The sequence below is a fragment of the Microbacterium murale genome (assembly GCF_030815955.1).
Lineage (GTDB): Bacteria > Actinomycetota > Actinomycetes > Actinomycetales > Microbacteriaceae > Microbacterium > Microbacterium murale_A.
In genome coordinates, this window is the sequence record NZ_JAUSXK010000001.1 from 3,620,082 (window position 1) to 3,639,259 (window position 19,178).

The 19,178-nt window shown below is 65.2% G+C and carries 17 protein-coding genes, 2 tRNA genes and 1 pseudogene; 10 read left to right on the plus strand and 10 right to left on the minus strand.

Annotation, left to right across the window (positions count from 1 at the left end):
* Nucleotides 1–27: 27 nt before the first annotated feature.
* The 3 genes and pseudogenes from gltX (at nt 28) to QFZ46_RS17470 (ending at nt 2,799) form a co-directional block, all read left to right on the plus strand.
* Nucleotides 28–1,534: pseudogene (gene gltX, locus QFZ46_RS17460) on the plus strand (glutamate--tRNA ligase).
* 118 nt (nt 1,535–1,652) lie between these two features.
* Nucleotides 1,653–1,727 (plus strand) — tRNA-Gln (locus tag QFZ46_RS17465).
* Nucleotides 1,728–1,818: 91 nt separating this feature from the next.
* Nucleotides 1,819–2,799, plus strand: a complete 981-nt coding sequence (locus QFZ46_RS17470) for a DNA topoisomerase IB (protein WP_307363482.1) — start codon at nt 1,819–1,821, stop codon at nt 2,797–2,799.
* A gap of 27 nt (nt 2,800–2,826) precedes the next feature.
* Here the strand turns inward: QFZ46_RS17470 and QFZ46_RS17475 are convergent, their stop codons facing one another.
* Both QFZ46_RS17475 and QFZ46_RS17480 read right to left on the minus strand, forming a co-directional pair.
* On the minus strand, nt 2,827–3,651 hold the full coding sequence (locus QFZ46_RS17475; protein ID WP_307363484.1) for a M23 family metallopeptidase: 825 nt from the start codon (nt 3,649–3,651) through the stop codon (nt 2,827–2,829).
* Between the two features lie 407 nt (nt 3,652–4,058).
* Nucleotides 4,059–4,262, minus strand: coding sequence for a cold-shock protein (locus QFZ46_RS17480; protein ID WP_033104556.1), 204 nt, complete (start codon nt 4,260–4,262; stop codon nt 4,059–4,061).
* A 294-nt stretch (nt 4,263–4,556) separates the two neighbouring features.
* Between QFZ46_RS17480 and pepN the strand changes: the two genes are divergently transcribed.
* Nucleotides 4,557–7,034 (plus strand): aminopeptidase N, encoded by a 2,478-nt coding sequence (gene pepN / locus QFZ46_RS17485; RefSeq protein WP_307363487.1) that lies wholly within the window; start codon nt 4,557–4,559, stop codon nt 7,032–7,034.
* Here the strand turns inward: pepN and QFZ46_RS17490 are convergent.
* On the minus strand, nt 7,012–7,920 hold the full coding sequence (locus QFZ46_RS17490) for an aminoglycoside phosphotransferase family protein (protein WP_307363489.1): 909 nt from the start codon (nt 7,918–7,920) through the stop codon (nt 7,012–7,014). The genes pepN and QFZ46_RS17490 overlap by 23 nt on opposite strands.
* Nucleotides 7,921–7,922: 2 nt before the next feature.
* Entirely contained in the window at nt 7,923–8,561 is a 639-nt protein-coding gene (locus QFZ46_RS17495; RefSeq protein WP_307363490.1) for an MBL fold metallo-hydrolase, read from the minus strand.
* Nucleotides 8,562–8,713: 152 nt separating this feature from the next.
* On the opposite strand from QFZ46_RS17495, the gene QFZ46_RS17500 reads away from it, so the two are divergent.
* A tRNA-Glu gene (locus QFZ46_RS17500) sits at nt 8,714–8,786 on the plus strand.
* 69 nt (nt 8,787–8,855) lie between these two features.
* Here the strand turns inward: QFZ46_RS17500 and QFZ46_RS17505 are convergent.
* On the minus strand, nt 8,856–9,875 hold the full coding sequence (locus QFZ46_RS17505) for an aldo/keto reductase (protein ID WP_307363492.1): 1,020 nt from the start codon (nt 9,873–9,875) through the stop codon (nt 8,856–8,858).
* Between the two features lie 115 nt (nt 9,876–9,990).
* Here QFZ46_RS17505 and QFZ46_RS17510 point away from each other — a divergent pair, with 115 nt between their 5' ends.
* A complete protein-coding gene (locus QFZ46_RS17510) occupies nt 9,991–10,593 on the plus strand; it encodes a TetR/AcrR family transcriptional regulator (RefSeq protein WP_307363494.1) in 603 nt (200 codons plus the stop codon).
* Here QFZ46_RS17510 and QFZ46_RS17515 read toward each other — a convergent pair.
* Nucleotides 10,590–11,510: an AraC family transcriptional regulator gene (locus QFZ46_RS17515; protein ID WP_307363496.1), complete on the minus strand. Its 921-nt coding sequence runs from the start codon at nt 11,508–11,510 to the stop codon at nt 10,590–10,592. The two genes, QFZ46_RS17510 and QFZ46_RS17515, sit on opposite strands and share 4 nt — an antisense overlap.
* 89 nt (nt 11,511–11,599) lie before the next feature.
* On the opposite strand from QFZ46_RS17515, the gene QFZ46_RS17520 reads away from it, so the two are divergent.
* Genes QFZ46_RS17520 through QFZ46_RS17535 form a run of 4 tightly spaced genes read left to right on the plus strand, consistent with a single transcriptional unit; the run spans nt 11,600 to nt 15,540 of the window.
* Nucleotides 11,600–12,913 (plus strand): ABC transporter substrate-binding protein, encoded by a 1,314-nt coding sequence (locus QFZ46_RS17520; RefSeq protein WP_307363498.1) that lies wholly within the window; start codon nt 11,600–11,602, stop codon nt 12,911–12,913.
* A 13-nt stretch (nt 12,914–12,926) separates the two neighbouring features.
* Entirely contained in the window at nt 12,927–13,121 is a 195-nt protein-coding gene (locus tag QFZ46_RS17525) for a ferredoxin (protein WP_307363500.1), read from the plus strand.
* Nucleotides 13,118–14,338, plus strand: a complete 1,221-nt coding sequence (locus tag QFZ46_RS17530) for an NAD(P)/FAD-dependent oxidoreductase (protein WP_307363502.1) — start codon at nt 13,118–13,120, stop codon at nt 14,336–14,338. Before QFZ46_RS17525 ends, QFZ46_RS17530 begins: the two co-directional genes overlap by 4 nt.
* Complete coding sequence (locus tag QFZ46_RS17535; protein WP_307363505.1) at nt 14,335–15,540, plus strand: cytochrome P450; 1,206 nt, start codon at nt 14,335–14,337, stop codon at nt 15,538–15,540. The genes QFZ46_RS17530 and QFZ46_RS17535 overlap by 4 nt, the downstream gene beginning before the upstream one ends.
* A gap of 22 nt (nt 15,541–15,562) precedes the next feature.
* On the opposite strand, the gene QFZ46_RS17540 is transcribed toward QFZ46_RS17535, so the two are convergent.
* From QFZ46_RS17540 to QFZ46_RS17555, 4 genes are read right to left on the minus strand one after another with little or no spacing between them, the layout of a single operon-like run.
* Complete coding sequence (locus tag QFZ46_RS17540) at nt 15,563–16,807, minus strand: MFS transporter (protein ID WP_307363506.1); 1,245 nt, start codon at nt 16,805–16,807, stop codon at nt 15,563–15,565.
* A 2-nt stretch (nt 16,808–16,809) separates the two neighbouring features.
* Nucleotides 16,810–17,364, minus strand: a complete 555-nt coding sequence (locus QFZ46_RS17545; protein ID WP_307363508.1) for a winged helix-turn-helix domain-containing protein — start codon at nt 17,362–17,364, stop codon at nt 16,810–16,812.
* Between the two features lie 59 nt (nt 17,365–17,423).
* Nucleotides 17,424–18,494, minus strand: a complete 1,071-nt coding sequence (locus QFZ46_RS17550; RefSeq protein ID WP_307363510.1) for a DUF4349 domain-containing protein — start codon at nt 18,492–18,494, stop codon at nt 17,424–17,426.
* Nucleotides 18,491–19,069, minus strand: coding sequence for an RNA polymerase sigma factor (locus tag QFZ46_RS17555; RefSeq protein ID WP_307363512.1), 579 nt, complete (start codon nt 19,067–19,069; stop codon nt 18,491–18,493). Before QFZ46_RS17555 ends, QFZ46_RS17550 begins: the two co-directional genes overlap by 4 nt.
* Nucleotides 19,070–19,178: the final 109 nt, after the last annotated feature.

A 19,178-nucleotide genomic window follows, 5' to 3' on the forward strand; every position in this document is an offset into this window, starting at 1 on the left:
CGGCTGCACGCGTAGGATTGAGGGGCTATGGCTACCCCTCACCCCCTCACCACGACCGCTTCAGGTGCCGACGTCCGCGTCCGCTTCTGCCCCTCGCCGACAGGCCTGCCGCACGTGGGGATGGTGCGCACGGCTCTCTACAACTGGGCGTACGCGCGCCACAACGGCGGCAAGCTCATCTTCCGTATCGAAGACACCGATGCCGCCCGCGACAGCGAGGAGAGCTTCCAGCAGCTCGTCGACGCGCTCACGTGGCTGAAGATCGACTGGGATGAGGGCGTGCAGGTCGGTGGGCCGCATGAGCCGTACCGCCAGTCGCAGCGGCACGAGATCTACCGTGGAGTGATCGACAAGCTCCTCGCCTCGGGCGCCCTGTACGAGAGCTTCTCGAACGCCGAGGAGATTGACGCGCGCAACGAGGCGAACGGACGCGCGAAGCAACTCGGCTACGACAACTTCGACCGCGACCTGAGCGATGAGCAGAAGGCCGCCTTCCGCGAGGAGGGTCGCCAGCCCGCTCTGCGCCTGCGAGTGCCTGATGAGGATCTGACGTATGTCGACCTGATTCGTGGCGAGGTGACGTTCCCGGCAGGATCCTTCCCTGACTTCGTCGTCGTACGTCCGAACGGGGTCCCGCTGTACACATTCGTGAACCCCGTCGACGATGCCCTCATGGGCATCACCCACGTGCTGCGCGGCGAGGATCTGATGCCGTCTACGGCGCGCCAGCTCGCGCTGTATGCAGCGCTGATCGATGCGGGCGTCACGACCTTCGTCCCGCGCTTCGCGCACATGCCGCTGGTGCTGGGGGAGACCGGCAACAAGAAGCTCTCCAAGCGCGACCCGCAGGCCGACCTGTTCCTGCACCGCGAACGCGGCTTCATCCCCGAGGGATTGCTCAACTACCTGGCACTCCTCGGATGGTCGATCGGTCCAGACCGCGACATCTTCTCGCTGGCCGAGTTCATCGCCGCGTTCGACATCGAGAACGTGAATCCGAACCCGGCACGCTTCGACCAGAAGAAGGCCGAGTCGATCAACGGCGACCATATCCGGATGCTGGAGGTGAAGGACTTCGCCGAACGCACGATCCCGTATCTGGCTGCTGCCGGACTGTTCGATGAGCCGACTCACGAGCAGCTCGTTCTCGCCTTCCGCGCGGCACCGCTCGTGCAGGAACGCGTACAGCTGCTGGGCGATGTGCCGGGCATGCTGGGCTTCCTGTTCACGGATGAGATCTCATACGATGCGGATGCGCTGAAAGGCCTCCCCGCGAACGCAGCGGAGGTGCTCGAGGCATGCATCTCAGCTCTTGAGCCTGTTTCCGAGTTCACGCCGGAGACCATCCAGGATGCTCTCGCAAGTGCCCTCGTCGAAGGTCTGGAGCTGAAGCCACGTGTGGCGTACGGCCCCCCCACGCGTCGCGATCACGGGGCGACGCATCTCGCCGCCGCTGTTCGAGTCGATGGAGTTGATCGGCAAGGATGCCACGCTGCAGCGCCTCGCTGCACTGGTAGAGGTTCTTCGCGGCTAGCGCCGCCGCACGGAACCAAGGCCGGCGGCGAAGACGCGCCGAGCGGGGACAGGCGTTTTGGCCGCTCCGTGAATATCGGGTAGAGTTGTCTCTCGGTGCGAGGCTCTGGTTTCGCCCTTGGGGTATGGTGTAATTGGCAACACGGCGGTTTCTGGTACCGTTGTTCTTGGTTCGAGTCCAGGTACCCCAGCCACAGAAAAACCCCCGCTCCTGCGGGGGTTTTCTTGGTTTACCGACGTCGACGCGAGAGTATCCGAAGCGGCGTTCATCGACGGGAGGATCCCATGTCACGACTGTCGATCACGCGTGAGCAGGATGGCGGCGGCATCGTCTACCGCAGCGCGGGCCGGCGCATCACCAGCGCCCGTGAGATCGCAAGAATAGACGCACTCGCCATCCCTCCGGCATGGACTGACGTGGAGATCGCGCGCTCTTCGTCCGCCAAGGTATTGGCTCGGGGAGTCGATGACGCAGGTCGACGCCAGGCGATCTACAGTCCCGCGTATCGACGCCGGCAGGAGAGGAAGAAGTATGCCCGCATTCTGCGGTTCGCCGAGCGTCTGCCGCGTCTGCGCAAGCAGGTCGATCACGATCTGCGCAGACGCCGTCTCAGCGAAGACAAGGTCATCGCGTGCATCGTAAAGCTCATCGACCAGGAGTTCTTCCGTGTCGGCAATGCGGAGTACGCCCGGAAGCACAGTCACTACGGGGTCACCACGCTGCGCCGCAAGCACGCCGATGTCTCCTCCACCAAGGTCACCTTCGACTTCGTCGGCAAGAGCGGGAAGCGACACGTCAAGACGGTTCGTGATCCGCAGATCGTCCGCATCATCCGTCAGCTGAACGAGATGCCCGGATACGAGATCTTCCGCTTCTTCGACGAAGACGGCATCATCCGCGACATCGACAGCACGCGCGTGAATGCGTACGTGAAGAAGCACATGGGCAAAGAGTTCTCCGCGAAGGACTTCCGCACGTGGGGCGGCACATTGCTCGCGACCTCCGCGTTGCTCGCCGTCGAGAGCGAGCCCGGCGCCGCGGACGAGGACGCTGCGGTGATTCGGGACATCGTCGCGCAGGTCGCAGACCGCCTGGGCAATACCCCGGCGATCACCAAGGACTCCTACATCGATCCGCGCGTGTTCAGCGCGTTCGAGGATGGCGTGACCATCCCGGACGTGCGACGAGCGATGGCGGGGATGCGACCGCGGAAGTACCTCACAGTCGAGGAGCAGTGCGTACTCAAGGTGCTGCGTTCGCGATGATCACCATCGCGAGTCAGATCGGCTGTGTCAGCCGACGTGCTCGGTGAGCCATGACATGGGGTCCACGGGGACACTGTCGATGTGCACCTCGAAGTGCAGGCAGGAACCGAACACGTACCCCGTCGAGCCGACGTCGCCGATGTATTGGCCCGCCGTGACGCAGTCGCCGACCTCCACTGCCCGCGTGCCGTAGTTCATGTGCGAGTACGCGGTGCTGACGGCCTCACCGTCGATGACGCTCTCGATCTGGATCGTCACGCCGTATCCCTCGAAGCTCTCGGTGGAACGCGAGACGCAGCCGTCCATCGCCGCGTTGATCGGTGAGCCGACGGGCGCGGCGAAGTCCTGTCCGAGGTGGGATCGTCCTGGTCGTGAAGCGCCGAAACCATCAGTGAACGAATATGCGCCGGCGGCCATCGGCATCACGACCTGGTGGGCGATGGGGATCTCGACGGCGCTGCCGAGCGGCATTCCGGCGGCCAGCGCAGCGGCAACGGTCCGGGAACGCGTCTCGTCGATCTCAGTCGGTGTCGTTGCGGAGAAGTTGCCGCGCGGGGCGATCTCAGCACGGATCTCGTCGGTGGAGCTGTATGACTGTGCGGCTTCCTCAAGCGCTGCCGAGGTGCTGGCGGCGGTGGTGGCGGCGACGGAGTCGGCGCTAGGGCCGAGTGAGGGAAGCGCCACACCCGTGATCATCGCGCCGACGGCCAGAGCGGCTCCCAGCGCTTTCGTCTTCGCCCACGGGCGATGCGTGGGCTGGATCGGGCGGCGGGGCGTCGTCGCGGCCGGGGTCGCACGGCGACGCGGCTTTGTCGATTCGCGCGGCTTTGTCGAATCGCGCGGCGGCTCCATCGAATCGCGCGGCCTTGTCGAATCGCGCGACGGAACAGTCGAATCGCGAAGAGGCTCGGCCGGTTCGCGCGGCGAGGCAGTCGACTCACGCGGTGCGACGGGCGGGGTCGCAGACCGGCGCAGTTCGCGTCGCGTTTGCGGTCGAGATGCGTTGAGGGTGTCTGAGGGTGCCGAGGCGGAGTCGGGCGCGCGCTCGGGTCGCACTGAAGTCGTGACGGATCCTTCCGATGCAGAACGGCTCGCTCTGCTCCTGTCGGTCCCTTCGGGTGGGACCGTTACCGTTCTGTAATTTACGCGGCAAGTGGTCGCGTCGTCAAATCGGGTGCCGCGCCCGGACGGGGGCGCGGACGACGGCAAAAGGCCCGATCCTCGCGTAATGCGGGAATCGGGCCTTCGCGTGTTCTAGTTCAGAGCGCGGTGATGTTCGTCGCCTGGGGACCCTTGGGGCCCTGCTCCGTGTCGAACTCGACCTTCTGTGCTTCCTCGAGGTTGCGGTGTCCGCTGCCCTGGATCGCGCTGAAGTGCGCGAAGACATCGGCGGATCCGTCATCGGGAGCAATGAAGCCGTAGCCCTTGTCGGAGTTGAACCATTTGACAGTGCCAGTGGCCATGCTGTGTTTCCTTTGTGTTCGTGGGCCGAGCTTCGACCCGTAATGCCTCGACGATGTTCGGCTCGGCAGTTTGTGGGGCTCTCAGTGTGACGGCGGAGATTCGCTGCGTCTCTTGGCTGGGAGCGTGAGGTAGGTGAAGGACGATGATCGAGTGGCCACCATGCATGTGAGGCAGTCGGGCCGATGAACAGCCGGAGATTCCGGAAGTCAACGTGAATGTGTCGCTCTAGCTTAGCTCATTCCCGGGCCATCTTGTTGACAGTGGTGGAGTCTTCCCGTGAAACGATGGACGACATGAGTTCTGCGAACCTGACCAGACGCGAGACCGCCGCTCGATCGGCGACGTTCAATGTGCACCAGATCCGAGTCGAGCTCGACCTGCGAGACGCAACGAATCCGCAGCAGCGCGGGTTCGGCACGACGACCACGCTGAAGTTCGAGGCATCAGCGACCGACTCATGGATCGACTTCATCGGCGAGTCGGTGAACCGGGTCACCGTGAACGGGGTCGATGTCCCCGTCGACTACGACGGCGCGCGCATCGCAGTCACTGGGCTCGTGGCATCCAACACCGTCGTCGTCGAGGCGACGGGCCGCTACAGCAGGTCCGGAGAAGGGCTGCACCGTTTCGTCGACCCCGTCGATGGCGAGACCTACCTCTACACGCAGTACGAGCCCGCCGACTCGCGGCGCGTGATGGCGTGCTTCGAGCAGCCGGACATGAAGGCGGCGTACACGTTCATCGTCCATGCGCCGCACGACTGGCAGGTGCTGTCGAATCAGAGCGTCGTGACCACCCGGGTCACGAACAGCGGGCAGACCGTCGAGTTCGCGCCGACATTGCCGCTGTCGAGCTACATCACTGCTGTGGCCGCAGGCCCCTATCATCGCGTCGACAGCACCTGGACCCGTGGTGAGCAGGAGGTCGCGCTCGGAGTGTTCTGCCGTGCGTCGCTGGCGCGACACCTCGAAGCGGACGAGATCATCGAGGTCACCCGTCAGGGCCTGGACTTCTTCACCGATGCCTTCGCGTTCGCATATCCCTGGGGCAAGTACGACCAGATCTTCGTGCCGGAGTACAACCTCGGCGCGATGGAGAACCCCGGGCTCGTCACATTCACCGAGGCCTACATCCCGCGCGGTGCAGCCACGGACGCCCAGCGCGGGGGGCGCGCGAACACGATCCTGCATGAGATGGCGCACATGTGGTTCGGCGACCTCGTCACCATGCGCTGGTGGGACGACCTATGGCTGAAAGAATCGTTCGCCGACTACATGGGTTCGCACGCATCGGCGGCGGCGACCAGATTCACCGACGCATGGGTGCGCTTCGCCGCGAACCGCAAGGCCTGGGCGTACCAGCAGGATCAACTTCCGACGACGCACCCCATCGTCGCCGACATCCCCGATCTCGAGGCGGCGAAGCTCAATTTCGATGGCATCACTTATGCCAAGGGTGCGTCGGTGTTGAAGCAACTCGTCGCGTTCGTCGGCGAGGAGCCGTTCTTCGAAGGTGCGCGGCGCTACTTCGCCGCCCATGCGTACGGCAACACGACCCTCGACGACCTGCTCGTTCAGCTCGAGGACGTCTCCGGCCGCGACGTGCGGGCATGGTCGAAGTCGTGGCTCGAGACCAGCGGTGTCACGACGCTCTGGCTGGAGACGGATGCCGCCGGCGAGCGGGTCCTGATGCAGAGCGATCCACGACCGCATCGGCTGCGCGTTGGTCTGTATGACCTGATCGAGGGGCGGCTCGTACTGCGCGAGCAGATCGAACTCGACATCATGGCAGAGCGGACCCCCGTTTCGTTGCCCGCTGCTGACCTCATCGTGCTGAACGACGACGACATGAGTTATGTCAAGGCCCGGCTCGACGAGGCGTCGGTTGCCGCTGCCGCCACGGCGCTCTCCACGCTCGCGCCGCTGCCGCGCGCGCTGGTCTGGTCGTCGCTGTGGAATGCAACCCGAGACGGTGAGATGCCTGCGGCGACCTACCTGGACATCGTGCGGCACCACGCACCCGCGGAGGAGAACATCGGACTCCTTTCGGGCGTGCTCGCGAACACCGCCTACACGATCGGGCACTTCGTTCCCGTGGCACGGCGCGAGGCGGAGCGCACAGCATGGCTTGCGGCTGCAGAGGCCGCCCTGGATGCCGCGCTGCCGGGCAGCGATGCCCAACTGGCCTGGGCACGTGCATTCGCCGCGGCATCCGCTGTGAGCGACGCCAGTGCCGATCGGGTACGAGCGATCCTGGGAGGGAACGGCCCGGCCGGCCTTCCGATCGATCCCGAACTGCGTTGGTCGCTGATCACCGCATTGGCGACGACGGGGAATTCGTCCGAAGACGACATCGCAGACGAATTGAGACACGACGACACGGCCGATGGACGCACGGCGGCCCTACGTGCACTGGCCTCACGCCCTGCTGCCGACGTCCGGGCGGCGGCGTGGGATCGTGCCTGGAACGATGAGAGCCTGAGCAACGATCACCTCGACGCGATCATCGCCGGGGTGCGTGCCGGCGCCCGCCGAGATCTCATCGCTCGATTCGATGACGAGTACTTCGAACGCATTGCCGAGGTGTGGAGCGTGCGCAGCATCGAACTTGCCAGGCGTCTCGTGATCGGCTTGTTCCCTGGGACGGACACGACGGATGCTGTCGACGCATGGCTCGCGGAGAACCAGATCGCACCGGCGGCTCTGCGTCGCCTGGTGATCGAACAGCGTGACCACCTCGCACGAGGAATCAGGGTGCGCGCGGCGCAGTGACGTCCCTGGCGAGAAGCTCCGCGGCCGTGCTCCGGCCGAGCGCCCGGTAGCCGTCGCGATCGTCGCTCTGGACGAGAAGGATCGCGGCGACCGACGCAGCCCATGCGCGCGCTCGCACCCACGTCGCGTCGTCGTAGCGACCTGCTGTCGCGTGGCGGAACGCTGCTCGCCCCTTCGCATCGAACGCCATCCAAGCGATCGCGAGATCGTAAGAGGGGTCGCCGGCAGTGACATCCCCGAAGTCGATGAGAGCCGAGAGCCGATCCCCGGCGATCACGATGTTGCCGGGGTGCAAGTCGCCGTGGATCCACACCCGTTCGGTGCTGACGGGAGCCGCAAGGCCGGCGGACCACGCGCTGTCGATGCTCAACCGGAGAGCATTGGGGACGAGAGCAAGCAGTTCGCGCAGTCGTTCGTCGCGCTGGGCGAGGGGGATTCCTCGGACCGGATTGTGCGGCGCATCCGCAGGCGCGGTCCGGTGGAGCGCGCGTAGCGCGTTCGCGAGCTCGGGGGCCCAGGCGGCGTTGCGTGCGCGGGGCCTCTCAAGGGCATGCGTGCCGGGGATCCACGGCACGATCGACCATGGCCATGGGAATTCGGATGTCGCTCTGCCGTCGACCACGGGGATCGGGGTGCGAACGCCGACGGCGTCAAGCATCGGACCGATGATGGGGAGCGCCTGCTGCTCGTGTTCGATCAACGGTGCGGCGAGGCCACGACGTGGAATCCGCACCGCGAGATCGTCACCGAGTCGCCAGGTGGCGTTGTCCCATCCTTCGTCGACGAGCTGCAACGTCCGACGTGCCAGATGCGGCGCGCCCTGCACGAGCAGCATCCGTACCTCCGCCTCATCGAGGCGTCGTTCCGCCGCGGGGGATAGAGCCACGATCAGAGGTCGAGGGAGGCGCCGGGGTCCAGCTCGAAGAACTCGCCGCCATGCTGCTCGGTCGCCCACTTCAGGCGCGCGCGGTGCATATCGCGGCCGATGACTGACAGCGTCATGTCGTGCACGCCGAAGGCGCGTCGCGGAGCAACGGCCAACACGAAGTCCATCGCCTCTCCGATCTTCAGCCAGGGGGCGCCGAGAGGTGCCGCGAGGGTGCCGACCTCGACTCCCTCCGGGACGGCGTACGAATCGCCGGGGTAGTAGAGCTCGTCATTGATGAGTACTCCGAGATTCTGCACCCTCGGCAGCGACGAGTGGATGATCTCGTGATCGCCGCCGAAGAAGCGCACCGTGAACGGGCCGGCGCTCACGGTGTCGCCCGGCTCGACCACCGTGATGTCATAGTCCGCGGCGGCGGTGGCGACGCCTGCAGGCGCGAAGATCGGGATGCCGGGCGCATCACGAAGAATGCGATCAAGGTGATCGGCCGTCCAGTGATCCGGGTGCTCGTGCGTGATCACGACGCCGACCAGGCCGGACAGATCGTCGAGCGGGCTTGTGAACGACCCCGGATCGATGATCAGAGTGTCGCCGCCCAGGTCGACGCGGAGGGAGGCATGTTCGAACTTCGTGACGCGCATGAGGAGAGTCAACTCCTTCTTCGTCCGTGCGGCAAACGCCGCTCCAAGGATGACGCGCCCGGGATCTTCTCGTGCTCGGGCCGATTTTGCGGAGCGTGAAAACCCATGGCATACTTGAACGGTTGTCGCGGGGCTGGAAAGCTCCGCAAGACGGCCCCATCGTATAGCGGCCTAGTACGCTGCCCTCTCACGGCGGTAACGCGGGTTCGAATCCCGCTGGGGTCACACGACACCAGAGAACCCCCGGAATTCCGGGGGTTCTCTGCATTTCATATGGATTGCGGACGGATTCGCCTACGCCGCCGATCTCTCCCCGACGGGCCTGCGCCGCAGCGCTGCGGACTCGATGGGCGGAGTGTTGTACTCCTGGTCCATCCTGCCGACGCCCGTGCCCGGCGGAACGATCTCATCTATCCGGTCGAGCAGCTCGTCCGAGAGTCGTACGTCGGTGGAGGCAAGGAGGTCGTCGAGCTGCTCCATGGTCCGCGGCCCGATGAGGGCCGCCGTCACGCCGGGGTGCGCGATCACGAAGGCGAGTGCCAGATGCGTGAGCGGCAGGCCCGCTTCCGCCGCAAGCGGGATGAGCTGCTCGACGGCCTCGATGCGGCGTTCGTCGCGAAGCGCGGCGAACAGACGAGTGCGGCGCAGGTCTGTGTCCTGTCCGCGACGGACGCGCCCTGTGAGCATTCCGCTGGCCAGCGGACTCCAGATGACCGTGCCCATGCCAAAGCGCTGTGCGACGGGCAGCACCTCTCGCTCGATCGAGCGGTCCAGCAACGAGTAGTGCGGCTGCTCAGTCCGAAATCGCTCGAGGCCCCGTCGCTCTGCGACCCATTGGGCCTCGACCATGTCGGAGGCGGGCATGTCAGAGGAGCCGATCGCGCGGACCTTTCCGCTGCGCACCAGATCGGTGAGAGCTGACAGGGTCTCCTCTATATCCGTCTGCGGATCTGGACGATGCATCTGGTAGAGATCGAGGTGGTCGGTGTTCAATCGACGAAGCGAGTTCTCGACCGCGGTGATGATCCAGCGACGTGAGGCACCCTGGTGATTCGGGTCGTCACCGATGGGGCGAGCGAACTTCGAAGCGAGCACGACGTCGTCTCGGCGTCCGAGCAACGCCTTGCCCAGCATGTCCTCGGATTCTCCGTAGGCATCGGCGGTGTCGATGAAATTGATGCCGGCGTCCAGGGCGCGGGCCACCATCTGGTCCACTTCCTTCTGGTCGGCGTTTCCGAATGAACTGAACATCATCGCCCCGAGGGCGAGAGGTGAGACCTGGATGCCGGTACGGCCGAGTGGTCGGTAGTGCATGATTCTCCTTCAAGGATCAGTGGGAGCCGAGCGCCGCGCGCGGTAAGCTTGAATAAGCGGAACACTCGTCCGCAACTATACGGAACAACGTTCCGTTTGTCACGCGAGGATGAAGATGATGAGCACCCCGGCGCAGGATTCCGCCCCTCGGCGCAAGCGCGCGGATGCGGTACGCAATACGGAGTCAGTGCTCGAAGCAGCCAAAGCGGCATTCGCCGAGTCCGGAGTCGATGCGCCGATGCGCGACATCGCTGCTCGCGCGGGTGTCGGAGTCGGCACGATCTACCGCAACTATCCACTTCGTTCGGACCTGATCATCGCGGTCTTCCGTCGAGAGGTCGATGCGACGGCGGCCGAAGCCGGTCGTCTCGCAGGGGAGTACCCGCCACCGGAGGCGTTGCGCCGGTGGACCGCGCGATTCGCCGGCTTCGTCGCCACCAAGCGCGGCTTCGCGAGCGCGCTGCACTCGGGTGACCCGGCATATCAATCGCTTCCCAAGTACTTCGTCGGGACGCTCGCGCCGAAGGTTCAGAGCATCCTGGATGCCGGCGCGCGAGACAGCAGCATCCGCGACGATGTCCGCGCGGAGGAGCTCATCCATGCCCTGAGCAGACTCGCGCAGGATCGCTCGGTCGACACCGGCGAGCAGACGACACGCATGACCGACGTGCTGCTCGACGGGTTGTTCCTGTGCGCACCCGGGGAATCACGGAACTAAACCACCGGCCGTACGGTCGAGAGCGAGTGCCGGCGCCGATACTCCCGGGGAGTGGTTCCGGAGTGTTTTCGGAACACGCGGCCGAAGTGGGAGAGGTCGCGAAAGCCGCTCGACACCGCGATGTCCGAGATCGGGCGGTCGCCGCCGCGAAGCTGGGTCATCGCGTACTGCACGCGCAACTGCGCGACATAGTCGGTGACGGTCGACCCGGTGTAGCGCGCGAACATCCGCGAGAAGTACGTCCGCTCCAGGTGCGCCATCGACGCGAGGGACTCGAGCGTGTGCGTGTCGACGTAGTTGCGATCGAGGTAGACCCGCACCGTCTCGATCGCAGAATGCGCTCGACCCAGTGACGCGGTGTCAGGGATGAAACCACGATCGGCGATCAGTCGGGCACAGGTGACGAGTATGAGCTTCTTGAGTGCGTCCATGGCCTCGCCTGTCCCATCGTGAGGACGGTTCGTCTCGGCGACGATCATCCGGAGAAGCGCCCTGGTGTCATCGACATCGTCGAGCGACACCTGTGGCAGCCGAATACGTGATGCCGTCGACGCCCCGAGCGGAATCAAGGTGGCGAGCGCGAGATCGAGAGGCGGCCGCAGCGATGGCAGCGGATGATCGTCGACATCCAGATACACGTTGACCACGTCGAGAGGGCGATCGCCCGTGATGAGCCCGTGCTTCTCGCCGGTGCGGGTGATCGCGAACGACGGACCGGTGATCAGGTGGTCGATTCCATCCATCACGTGGTGTCCTTCGCCGGCGAGCACGAACGTGAGGAGAACGACGTCGAGCTCGTGGTGATCGAGCACCGGATTCACGTATCCGGGAAATGGTTCAGCAGCGATTCCGTAACGGGAGAGTGTCTCGTGGCGCCCGCGTATCCGTTCTTGCGGAGAGACAAGATCAGCACACATGTACACAATTTTGCCCTAGAACGAGGCTGAATACCTGTCGAATATTGAGTTGACGCAACCGAGCGAACTGTTTCACAGAGAGGTAAAGCATGTTCACACTGAGAACGCGCGCCAGCCTGGCCGCGCTGTCGGGAGCCGCTGTAGTGGCGGCCGCAGCGGGGTGCAGCGCCGGCACCGCGACCGACGGCAAGACGACCATCAGCTATCTGGTCCAGACGGACAAGCTGACGACAGAGACCGCGACCGCCATGATCGAGGCATTCGAGAAGGCGAATCCCGACATCGCCGTCGAACTGGACACACAACCTGCGGGAACCGAGGGCGACAACCTCACCAAGACGAAGCTGTCGACGGGCGAGATGTCTGATGTGTTCTTCTACAACACCGGCTCGCTTCTGCAGGCGCTCAATCCGGATGATCAACTCGTCGACCTTTCCGGCGAATCCTGGGTCGAGAAGGTGAATGACGACTTCCTGAGCACTGTGAGCACGGATGACGGGATCTACGGCGCACCGAACGGCTCCTCGCTCGCAGGTGGAGTGCTCTACAACAAGAAGGTCTACGCCTCGCTCGGATTGGAAGTGCCCACGTCGTGGGCCGAGTTCCTGGCGAACGGTGAGGAGATCAAGAGATCAGCGCCGGATGTCGCGCCGATCCTCCAGGCGTACGGTGACGACTGGACTGCTCAGCTGTTCGTCCTCGCGGACTTCGCGAACGTACTGCATCAGGATCCGGAATGGGCGACGAAATACACCGACAACGAGGCCAAATATTCGGACCAGCCCGCGTTCTCCGGCTTCCTGCATCAGCAGGAGGCGTTCGAGGCCGGACTGTTCAACGAGGACTTCGCGTCGCTCTTGAACGATGAGGCGATCGCAATGCTCGCCGAGGGCAGCGGCGCGCACTATCCGATCCTCACGAGCGCCGTCTCGGCCATCTCGCAGAACCACCCGGACAGCCTCGACGACGTGGGGTTCTTCGCACTGCCGGCTGACGACGCCACCGACACCCAGGCCACGGTCTGGCAGCCGAACGCGCTGTACATCCCCAGATCGACGGAGGGAGCGCAATTGGAGGCGGCCAAGAAACTCGTCGAGTTCATCGCCTCGAGTCAGGAAGCCTGCGAGATCCTTCAGGCCACGGGGGTGCCGAGCGGCCCGTACGTCATCTCCACCTGCGAACTCCCCGCAGATGCTCCCGCAGCGATTCAGGATCTGAACGCCTACTTCGAAGCGGAGGCGACGGCTCCTGCACTCGAGTTCCTCTCACCGGTCAAGGGACCGTCCCTGCCGAACATCACGATCGAGGTCGGCTCGGGGATTCGGTCAGCAGAGGACGCAGCGGCCCTCTACGACGAGGACGTGAAGAAGCAGGCGCAGCAGTTGGGCCTCGAGGGCTGGTAGCCCGTTGAAGCTCATGAGGATCACAGTCAATACCGATGCGTGCGTCGGGGCAGGCCAGTGCGCACTCGTCGCCGGGGGGCTCTTCGATCAGGATGACGACGGCATCGTGATCCTGTTGGAGGAGCATCCTGGCGATGCGGACCTGCCCAGCGCTCAGCGCGCAGCATCGTTGTGCCCTGCCCGCGCGATCACGGTGAATCCACGATGACAGCGCATATCCAGCACTTCCAGGTGATCATCGTCGGTGCCTCTCTCGCAGGGCTGACGGCAGCCGAATCGCTTCGCGACGAAGGCTTCTCGGGGTCGATCGCGGTGATCGGGGAAGAGATGCATGCGCCGTACCTGCGGCCGTCGCTGTCGAAGCAGGTACTGAAGGGAGTATGGGGGCCGACCCAGGCCGCTATCCGCGAACCGTCTCAGCTCGCCGACCTCGACATCGCACTCATGCTCGGGCGAGGAGCCAGGCGACTCGACATCGCGGGACGGACGATCGAAGTGGGCGAGCGTGTGCTCGGGTACGAGGATCTCATCATCGCGACCGGGGCAGTCGCTCGTGGGCTGGAGACGGAATCTGTGTCCGCGTCTGATCCAGTGCACGCTCTGCGCACCTTGGATGACGCGATCGCACTTCGTGGCGCGATGTCCTCAGCAGATCGCATCGCGATCGTCGGAGCCGGCGTGCTGGGCTGCGAGATCGCATCGGTAGCGCGCGGCGCGGGGGTCGACACGGTGATGATCGGCCGAGCGCCGACTCTGAGCTTCGGTGGTCTCGGTACTGCGCTGTCGCCGCGCATCGTGTCTCTGCTCGCGGAGAACGGTGTGGAACTGCGGCTGGGGTCTGCAGTCTCCGCTGCGCGGGCGAGGGCGCAGGGCGGGGGAGTACGCCTCGCCGACGGATCGCTCATCGAGGCAGATCTCGTCGTCGCGGCCGTCGGATGCAGGCCGGCCGTCGACTGGCTGCGTGGCAGTGGGCTCGAAATCGCAGACGGTGTCGTCTGCGACGCGCACGGACGAGCAGCCCCGCATGTGTTCGCCGTCGGCGATGTGGCCGCATGGTTCGATGCATCATCTGGCACTCACCAGCGAGTCGAGCATCAGCAGAACGCCATCGAACAGGCGCAGGCCGTGGCGCGTTCTCTTGTGCACGGCATTCCTTCGGCGCCGATCATCCCGTTCTTCTGGTCCGAGCTCTTCGGCACCCGGATCCTCTCGTGCGGGCGCGTATCGCATGACGCGACGATCTCGACGCTCCATGGTGATCCTCAACGAGATCGCTTCGTGCTCGCCGCGACGTACCGCGGTGCTGTCGAGGGGCTGATCGGCTGGAACATGCCGCGTGAGTTCCGGCTCGCGCGCGCCGACCTGCTCGCCTCATCCGGCGAGAGACATCTGATCTCCGCCGGGAGAGGAACGGAATACCCATGACAACCTCGCACTCGCTCCCTCCGGCGACCTGCCCCTTCCACGAGATTCGGACGCTCCCCACGGACGGGACACCCCTGCACCCGTCACCCACGCTCGCGCAATGGCGAGACGAAGGTGCGGCGACTCCGCTGCGATACGCCGATGGGCATGACGGGCTTATCGTCACTCGCCATGACCTCGCGCGCGATGTGCTCGCTGATCCGCGTTTCAGTCAATTGCCACAGCGCTTTCCGCATCGCAGCGGAGAAGCGCACGCCGACGAGATCGACGACAGAGCCGTCGAAGCGCTGGCCGCTGCCGGGTTGCTCGGTCTGGATGCGCCCCAGCACGGTCGCATCCGCAGAGCGGTGACCAGTCGGTTCTCCGTGCGTGCGGCCCGTGCGAAGCAGGAGAAAGTGGGTGAGATCGTCCGTGCCCAGCTGGATGCGCTCCAAAAATCTGGAGCGCCGGCAGATCTCACCGAGCACTTCTCCATACCGATCGCGACGCTCGTGCACTGCGATGTGCTCGGTGTTCCCGAGCATCTCGTCGAGGGCTTCTGGGATCACTTCGTGTCCAGTTCGACCACCCAGCAGAAGTTCGATTATCTCCGTGAGGTCATCGCCGCGAGGAAGGCTGATCCGGGCGAGGACGTCGTGAGCGACCTTCTTCGCTCTGAGCTGTCGGCGACGGAAGTCGAGGGTGCTCTGTTCGTGCTGATGAGCTCGGGGCGCGACTCTGTCGCCTACATCATCTCGACGAGCATGGTCGCGCTGCTGACGAACCCCGATCAGCTGGATGCGCTCCGCGAAGAGCCGCTGCTCATCTCGACGGCGATCGAGGAGTTCATGCGCGTCGGTGCGATGTTCATCACTCTGTTCCCACGTACGGCCACGGAGGAGATCGAGATCGACGGGGTCGCATTCCACAAAGGTCAGACTGTCTCGGTCTCGCCCGTCGCCGCCAACCGCGATGAACGTCACTTCGCGGAGCCCGAGTCGTTCGATATCCGAAGGGATGCATTCGGGCATCTCGGTTTCGGCCACGGGCCGCACGGATGCGTGGGTCAGCAGCTTGCCCGAATCGAGATCCGTGAGGCGGTGACGCAGCTCATCGAAGCGCTGCCCGAGCTGAGGCTCGTGCACGCAGAGCAGATGACACCGATGCCGTTCGCGCACGACGTCGCCACCTACGAGGCGGGGTCAGTCATCGTCGCGTGGTGATGATCGAGCCGATGGGTCGCTATCACCCCTGAGAACTGACGTGATCGCGCAGCGCCATCTGCCGGAGTTGCCCGTTGCGCAGCGGGAACCACATCATGAGCATGAGTGCGCCTCCGAACACGGTGAAGGGCACCCACGTCGCAGTGACGGATGCCAGTGCACCGAAGGCCGCCATCGCCAACGGCATCAGGACATCGTCGCCCAGTCGTGTGATCGAGCTCATCCGTCCCAGGTACGCCGTATCGATGGTCGCGGCGAACGTGGCGCCGAGCAAAACGGAGGCGAAGCCGGCGGTCAGACCTATGACGAAGCATCCGATCGCGGCTGACCACGCCGGCCCCACACCGATCAAGATGATCCCGGCGCCCTGCACGACGAGCGCCCAGAAGCCACCACGAGCCTCGTGTCTCGGGCGCCATCGGGCGACCGAGATCGCACCGAGCGCTGCGCCGAGGCCGATCAGCGCCTCGAAGAGTCCCACCGCCTGCGCGCCCCACCCTTCGTCGTGTGCACGCAGCGCGATGCCGATCCCCGTCGCCGGCCCGACCGCGAGATTCAGCCCGGACAGAGCGATGACGAGCGTGCGCGTGGTCGGGGCATCCCGCAGGTGAGCGAATCCGTGCTGGATGCCGCGCAGCGCAGACTCGCGTGCCGCTCGGGCCAGAGCGAAGCGTGGTCGCAGGAAGATCGCTATGAAAGCGATCACCAGGGTGAACGTGAGCGCATTGAGTGACGCGCTTCCGCCGAGCCCGGTGTAGGCGACGAGGAATCCGCCGATCGCCGAACCACCCATGGTGCCGAGTCGTGTCGCGGTCTGCATCACGGCGCTGTACGCAGGCAGATCCGACGTGTGCACCAGCTGTCGGCCGATCGTCGCTGCCGATGGCTCGTAGAACGCATCGCAGACGCCGAATGCGATGGCGGCGAGCAGCAGAACCAGCACAGAGGGAGGGGTCGCCAGAACCCACAGCGCGACGAACACCAGCACCGCAACTCGCAGTGCGTTGAACACGATCATGACGTGGCGGGCATTGGCGCGATCGGCGAGCACTCCGCCGAAGAGCAGTATCGCTGCGCGGGGTATCGTTCCCGCGGCGACGATCACTCCCGCGATCGCCGGAGATGTGATCTGCACTGCGGTCCACGCGAGCGCGATCGTCCAGATCGCGTCACCAGCATCCGACAGCGCCTTGACGACGATCCACGCGTGGACCGAGATGTCCCGCGAGAAGCGGGGCGGCTCCCTCAGTAGCGTGGGTTCTGCCATGCTCATGGCGTCGTCGGGAATCCGTGCGCGAACACGAACACCGGGCGACGCTCGACACCGTCGTCCAGATCGATCCCGGTGCGCCAGGCGTCGATCGTCTCGCGCAGGGCGTTCGAGAGCTGGGCGAGCTCTTCCGCGCTCGCCCAGGTGAACGTGTCCGTGCTGAACGCGGCGCGTGACCACTCGGCCTCTGCGCGCTGCGGCTTGCCGACGTGCCACGCTTTCAGCCGCTGCAGCTGCGTGGAGATGTTCGTTCGCTCGGCCTCGCGCGCCAGAAGAGCGTTCGACGGCGAGTCCTCGAAATCGTCGGTCGACCACGTCAAACTGCGCCGCGCGGGTTTCCACCAGCTCGTCCGCTTGTCGTCGTCCGGTGCGTCCGCGCGCTCCACGATGCCGGCACGCTCGAGCATCCGCAGATGATGGCTGATGCTGCCGACCTGCTGCTCGAGTGCGCGAGCCAGGGTGGTGACCTGGCTCGCGCCGTAAAGACCGAGGTAGTCGACGATTCGCCGGCGCACCGGGTGGTGCACGGCGGTGATGGCCTGGATCTCTTCCATGCCGTCAACGCTACGAGTGGTCGCCGATCTTCACAAGACTTCTTGTATACCGCGGAAAATCAGGGATTCTGGCGAGGAGCGCGGTCGCGACGGCGGCGCCGGACCAACCAGATCACGACGAAGACCGCGCCGGCGATGACGAGCCAGGGGAGCAGGAAGCCGACCGTGATCACGAGCGCGTTCAGCGACACGATCAGCCCGTTCCATCCGGCGAGAAGCCCTGCGCCGAATCCATCGGGCTCCGGTGTCGTCGCTGCTGCCTCCGGGATGAGCTGCACCTGCAGCGAAGACATCGCGACCTGGTCTTCGAGCGCGGCGAGCTGCTGCTCATACGATTCGAGCTGTGCCTGCCGATCCGTCAGTGCGATCTCGGCTTCGATCAGCTCGGAGACGCTGCCGGACTGCGACATCAGCTCGGTGAGGCGTGCGACTGAGGCGCTGGTCGCCTCCACCCGGGCCCGCAGATCGATCGCGGTCGAAGTGACGTCCTGCTTGGACAGCGACGACGACACCACCGCTCCGGTGTCGGCGAGCTCGTCGATGACGCCGGTGAGGTCGGCGGACGGCACCCGGATGCTGATCCAGCCGTAGCCACCGGCCGGCTGCTCCGGGAGGCTCATATCCGTGGTCATCGGCTCGGCGGAGACGTCTGTGCTCTCGACGAATCCGCCGTGCGACTCCGCGAGCTCGGCGATCGCATCGACGGCCGCCTCGACATCGTCCACTCGCACTGTGGCCTGTGCGGTCGCGATGATCTCGCGATCTGCGCTGTCGGCCTCCGCGCCCGCGATCATCGATGAAGATGCGTCAGCGCTCTCCGGTACAGCCATGTCGCTGCCCGAGCGGTCTGCCAGGCCGACGACGCTTCCGCCGCCCTCCGCGGTCGACACTCCGACAGTGTTGAGCAGCGGCGGTGTGATGAGGACTCCGGCGACGAATGCGGCGGCGATCCCTACGCCCGTCAGCCATCCGCGACGCCTGCTCTTCTTGCGTACCGGAACGTGCTCGGGAGACCGTTCGCGCGCGATATCCGCGAACACGTCGTGCTCGATGCGGTCGATGGTCGCCTGAGACAGCTCAGGGAGTTCGGGCAGCTCCTCGGATGAGCCCGTGGGGGTCTGATCGTTCATGCGTCTCTCGCTTCTTCCTCGACAGCGCTCCGCAACTGCGTGCGCACCCTTGAGAGACGGTTCCGAACGACACCATGGCTGATCCCGAGCTCATCCGCCGCGGCCTGATACGCATAGCCTTCTGTCGCGCACAGCCGGAAGACCTCCTGATCGAGCACGCTCAGCGTGCCGATCTCGGCGGCGATCCGCTCCGCGAGCGCGGTGGAGATGATCTGCTCCTCGACGCTCACCGTGTCGGCGAGGCTCTCGTCCGCGGCATCCGTCGTGTGCGCCTGATCACGCCGTCGCTGGCGAAGACGATTCGCCGCTTGGAAACGGCAGATCGTCGCCAGCCATGGCACGATCGACGAGCCGACGAGCTGCAGACCAGGGAGCTTTCGCCAGGCGACGACGAACGTCTCCTGGGTCACGTCCTCCGCATCGACCGCAGATCGGAGGATGCCATGGGCGATCCAGTAGACCGGGCGAACGTGTGCACGATAGAGCGCGCGGAACGCGCTCTCGTCACCTGATGCGGCGCGCGCCACCCAGGCCTGGTCCTCGGATTGCGCGTGGTCTTCGACTAGCTCGGACATCCTGCTCCGTTCGGTGTCTCTCACCAGAGAAGTGTCAGGAGATGTCCCATCGTCTCAGATGTCATTCGCTCTCGCGTCCGAGTTCCTCAACTGACCGGTCGGTGAGCGT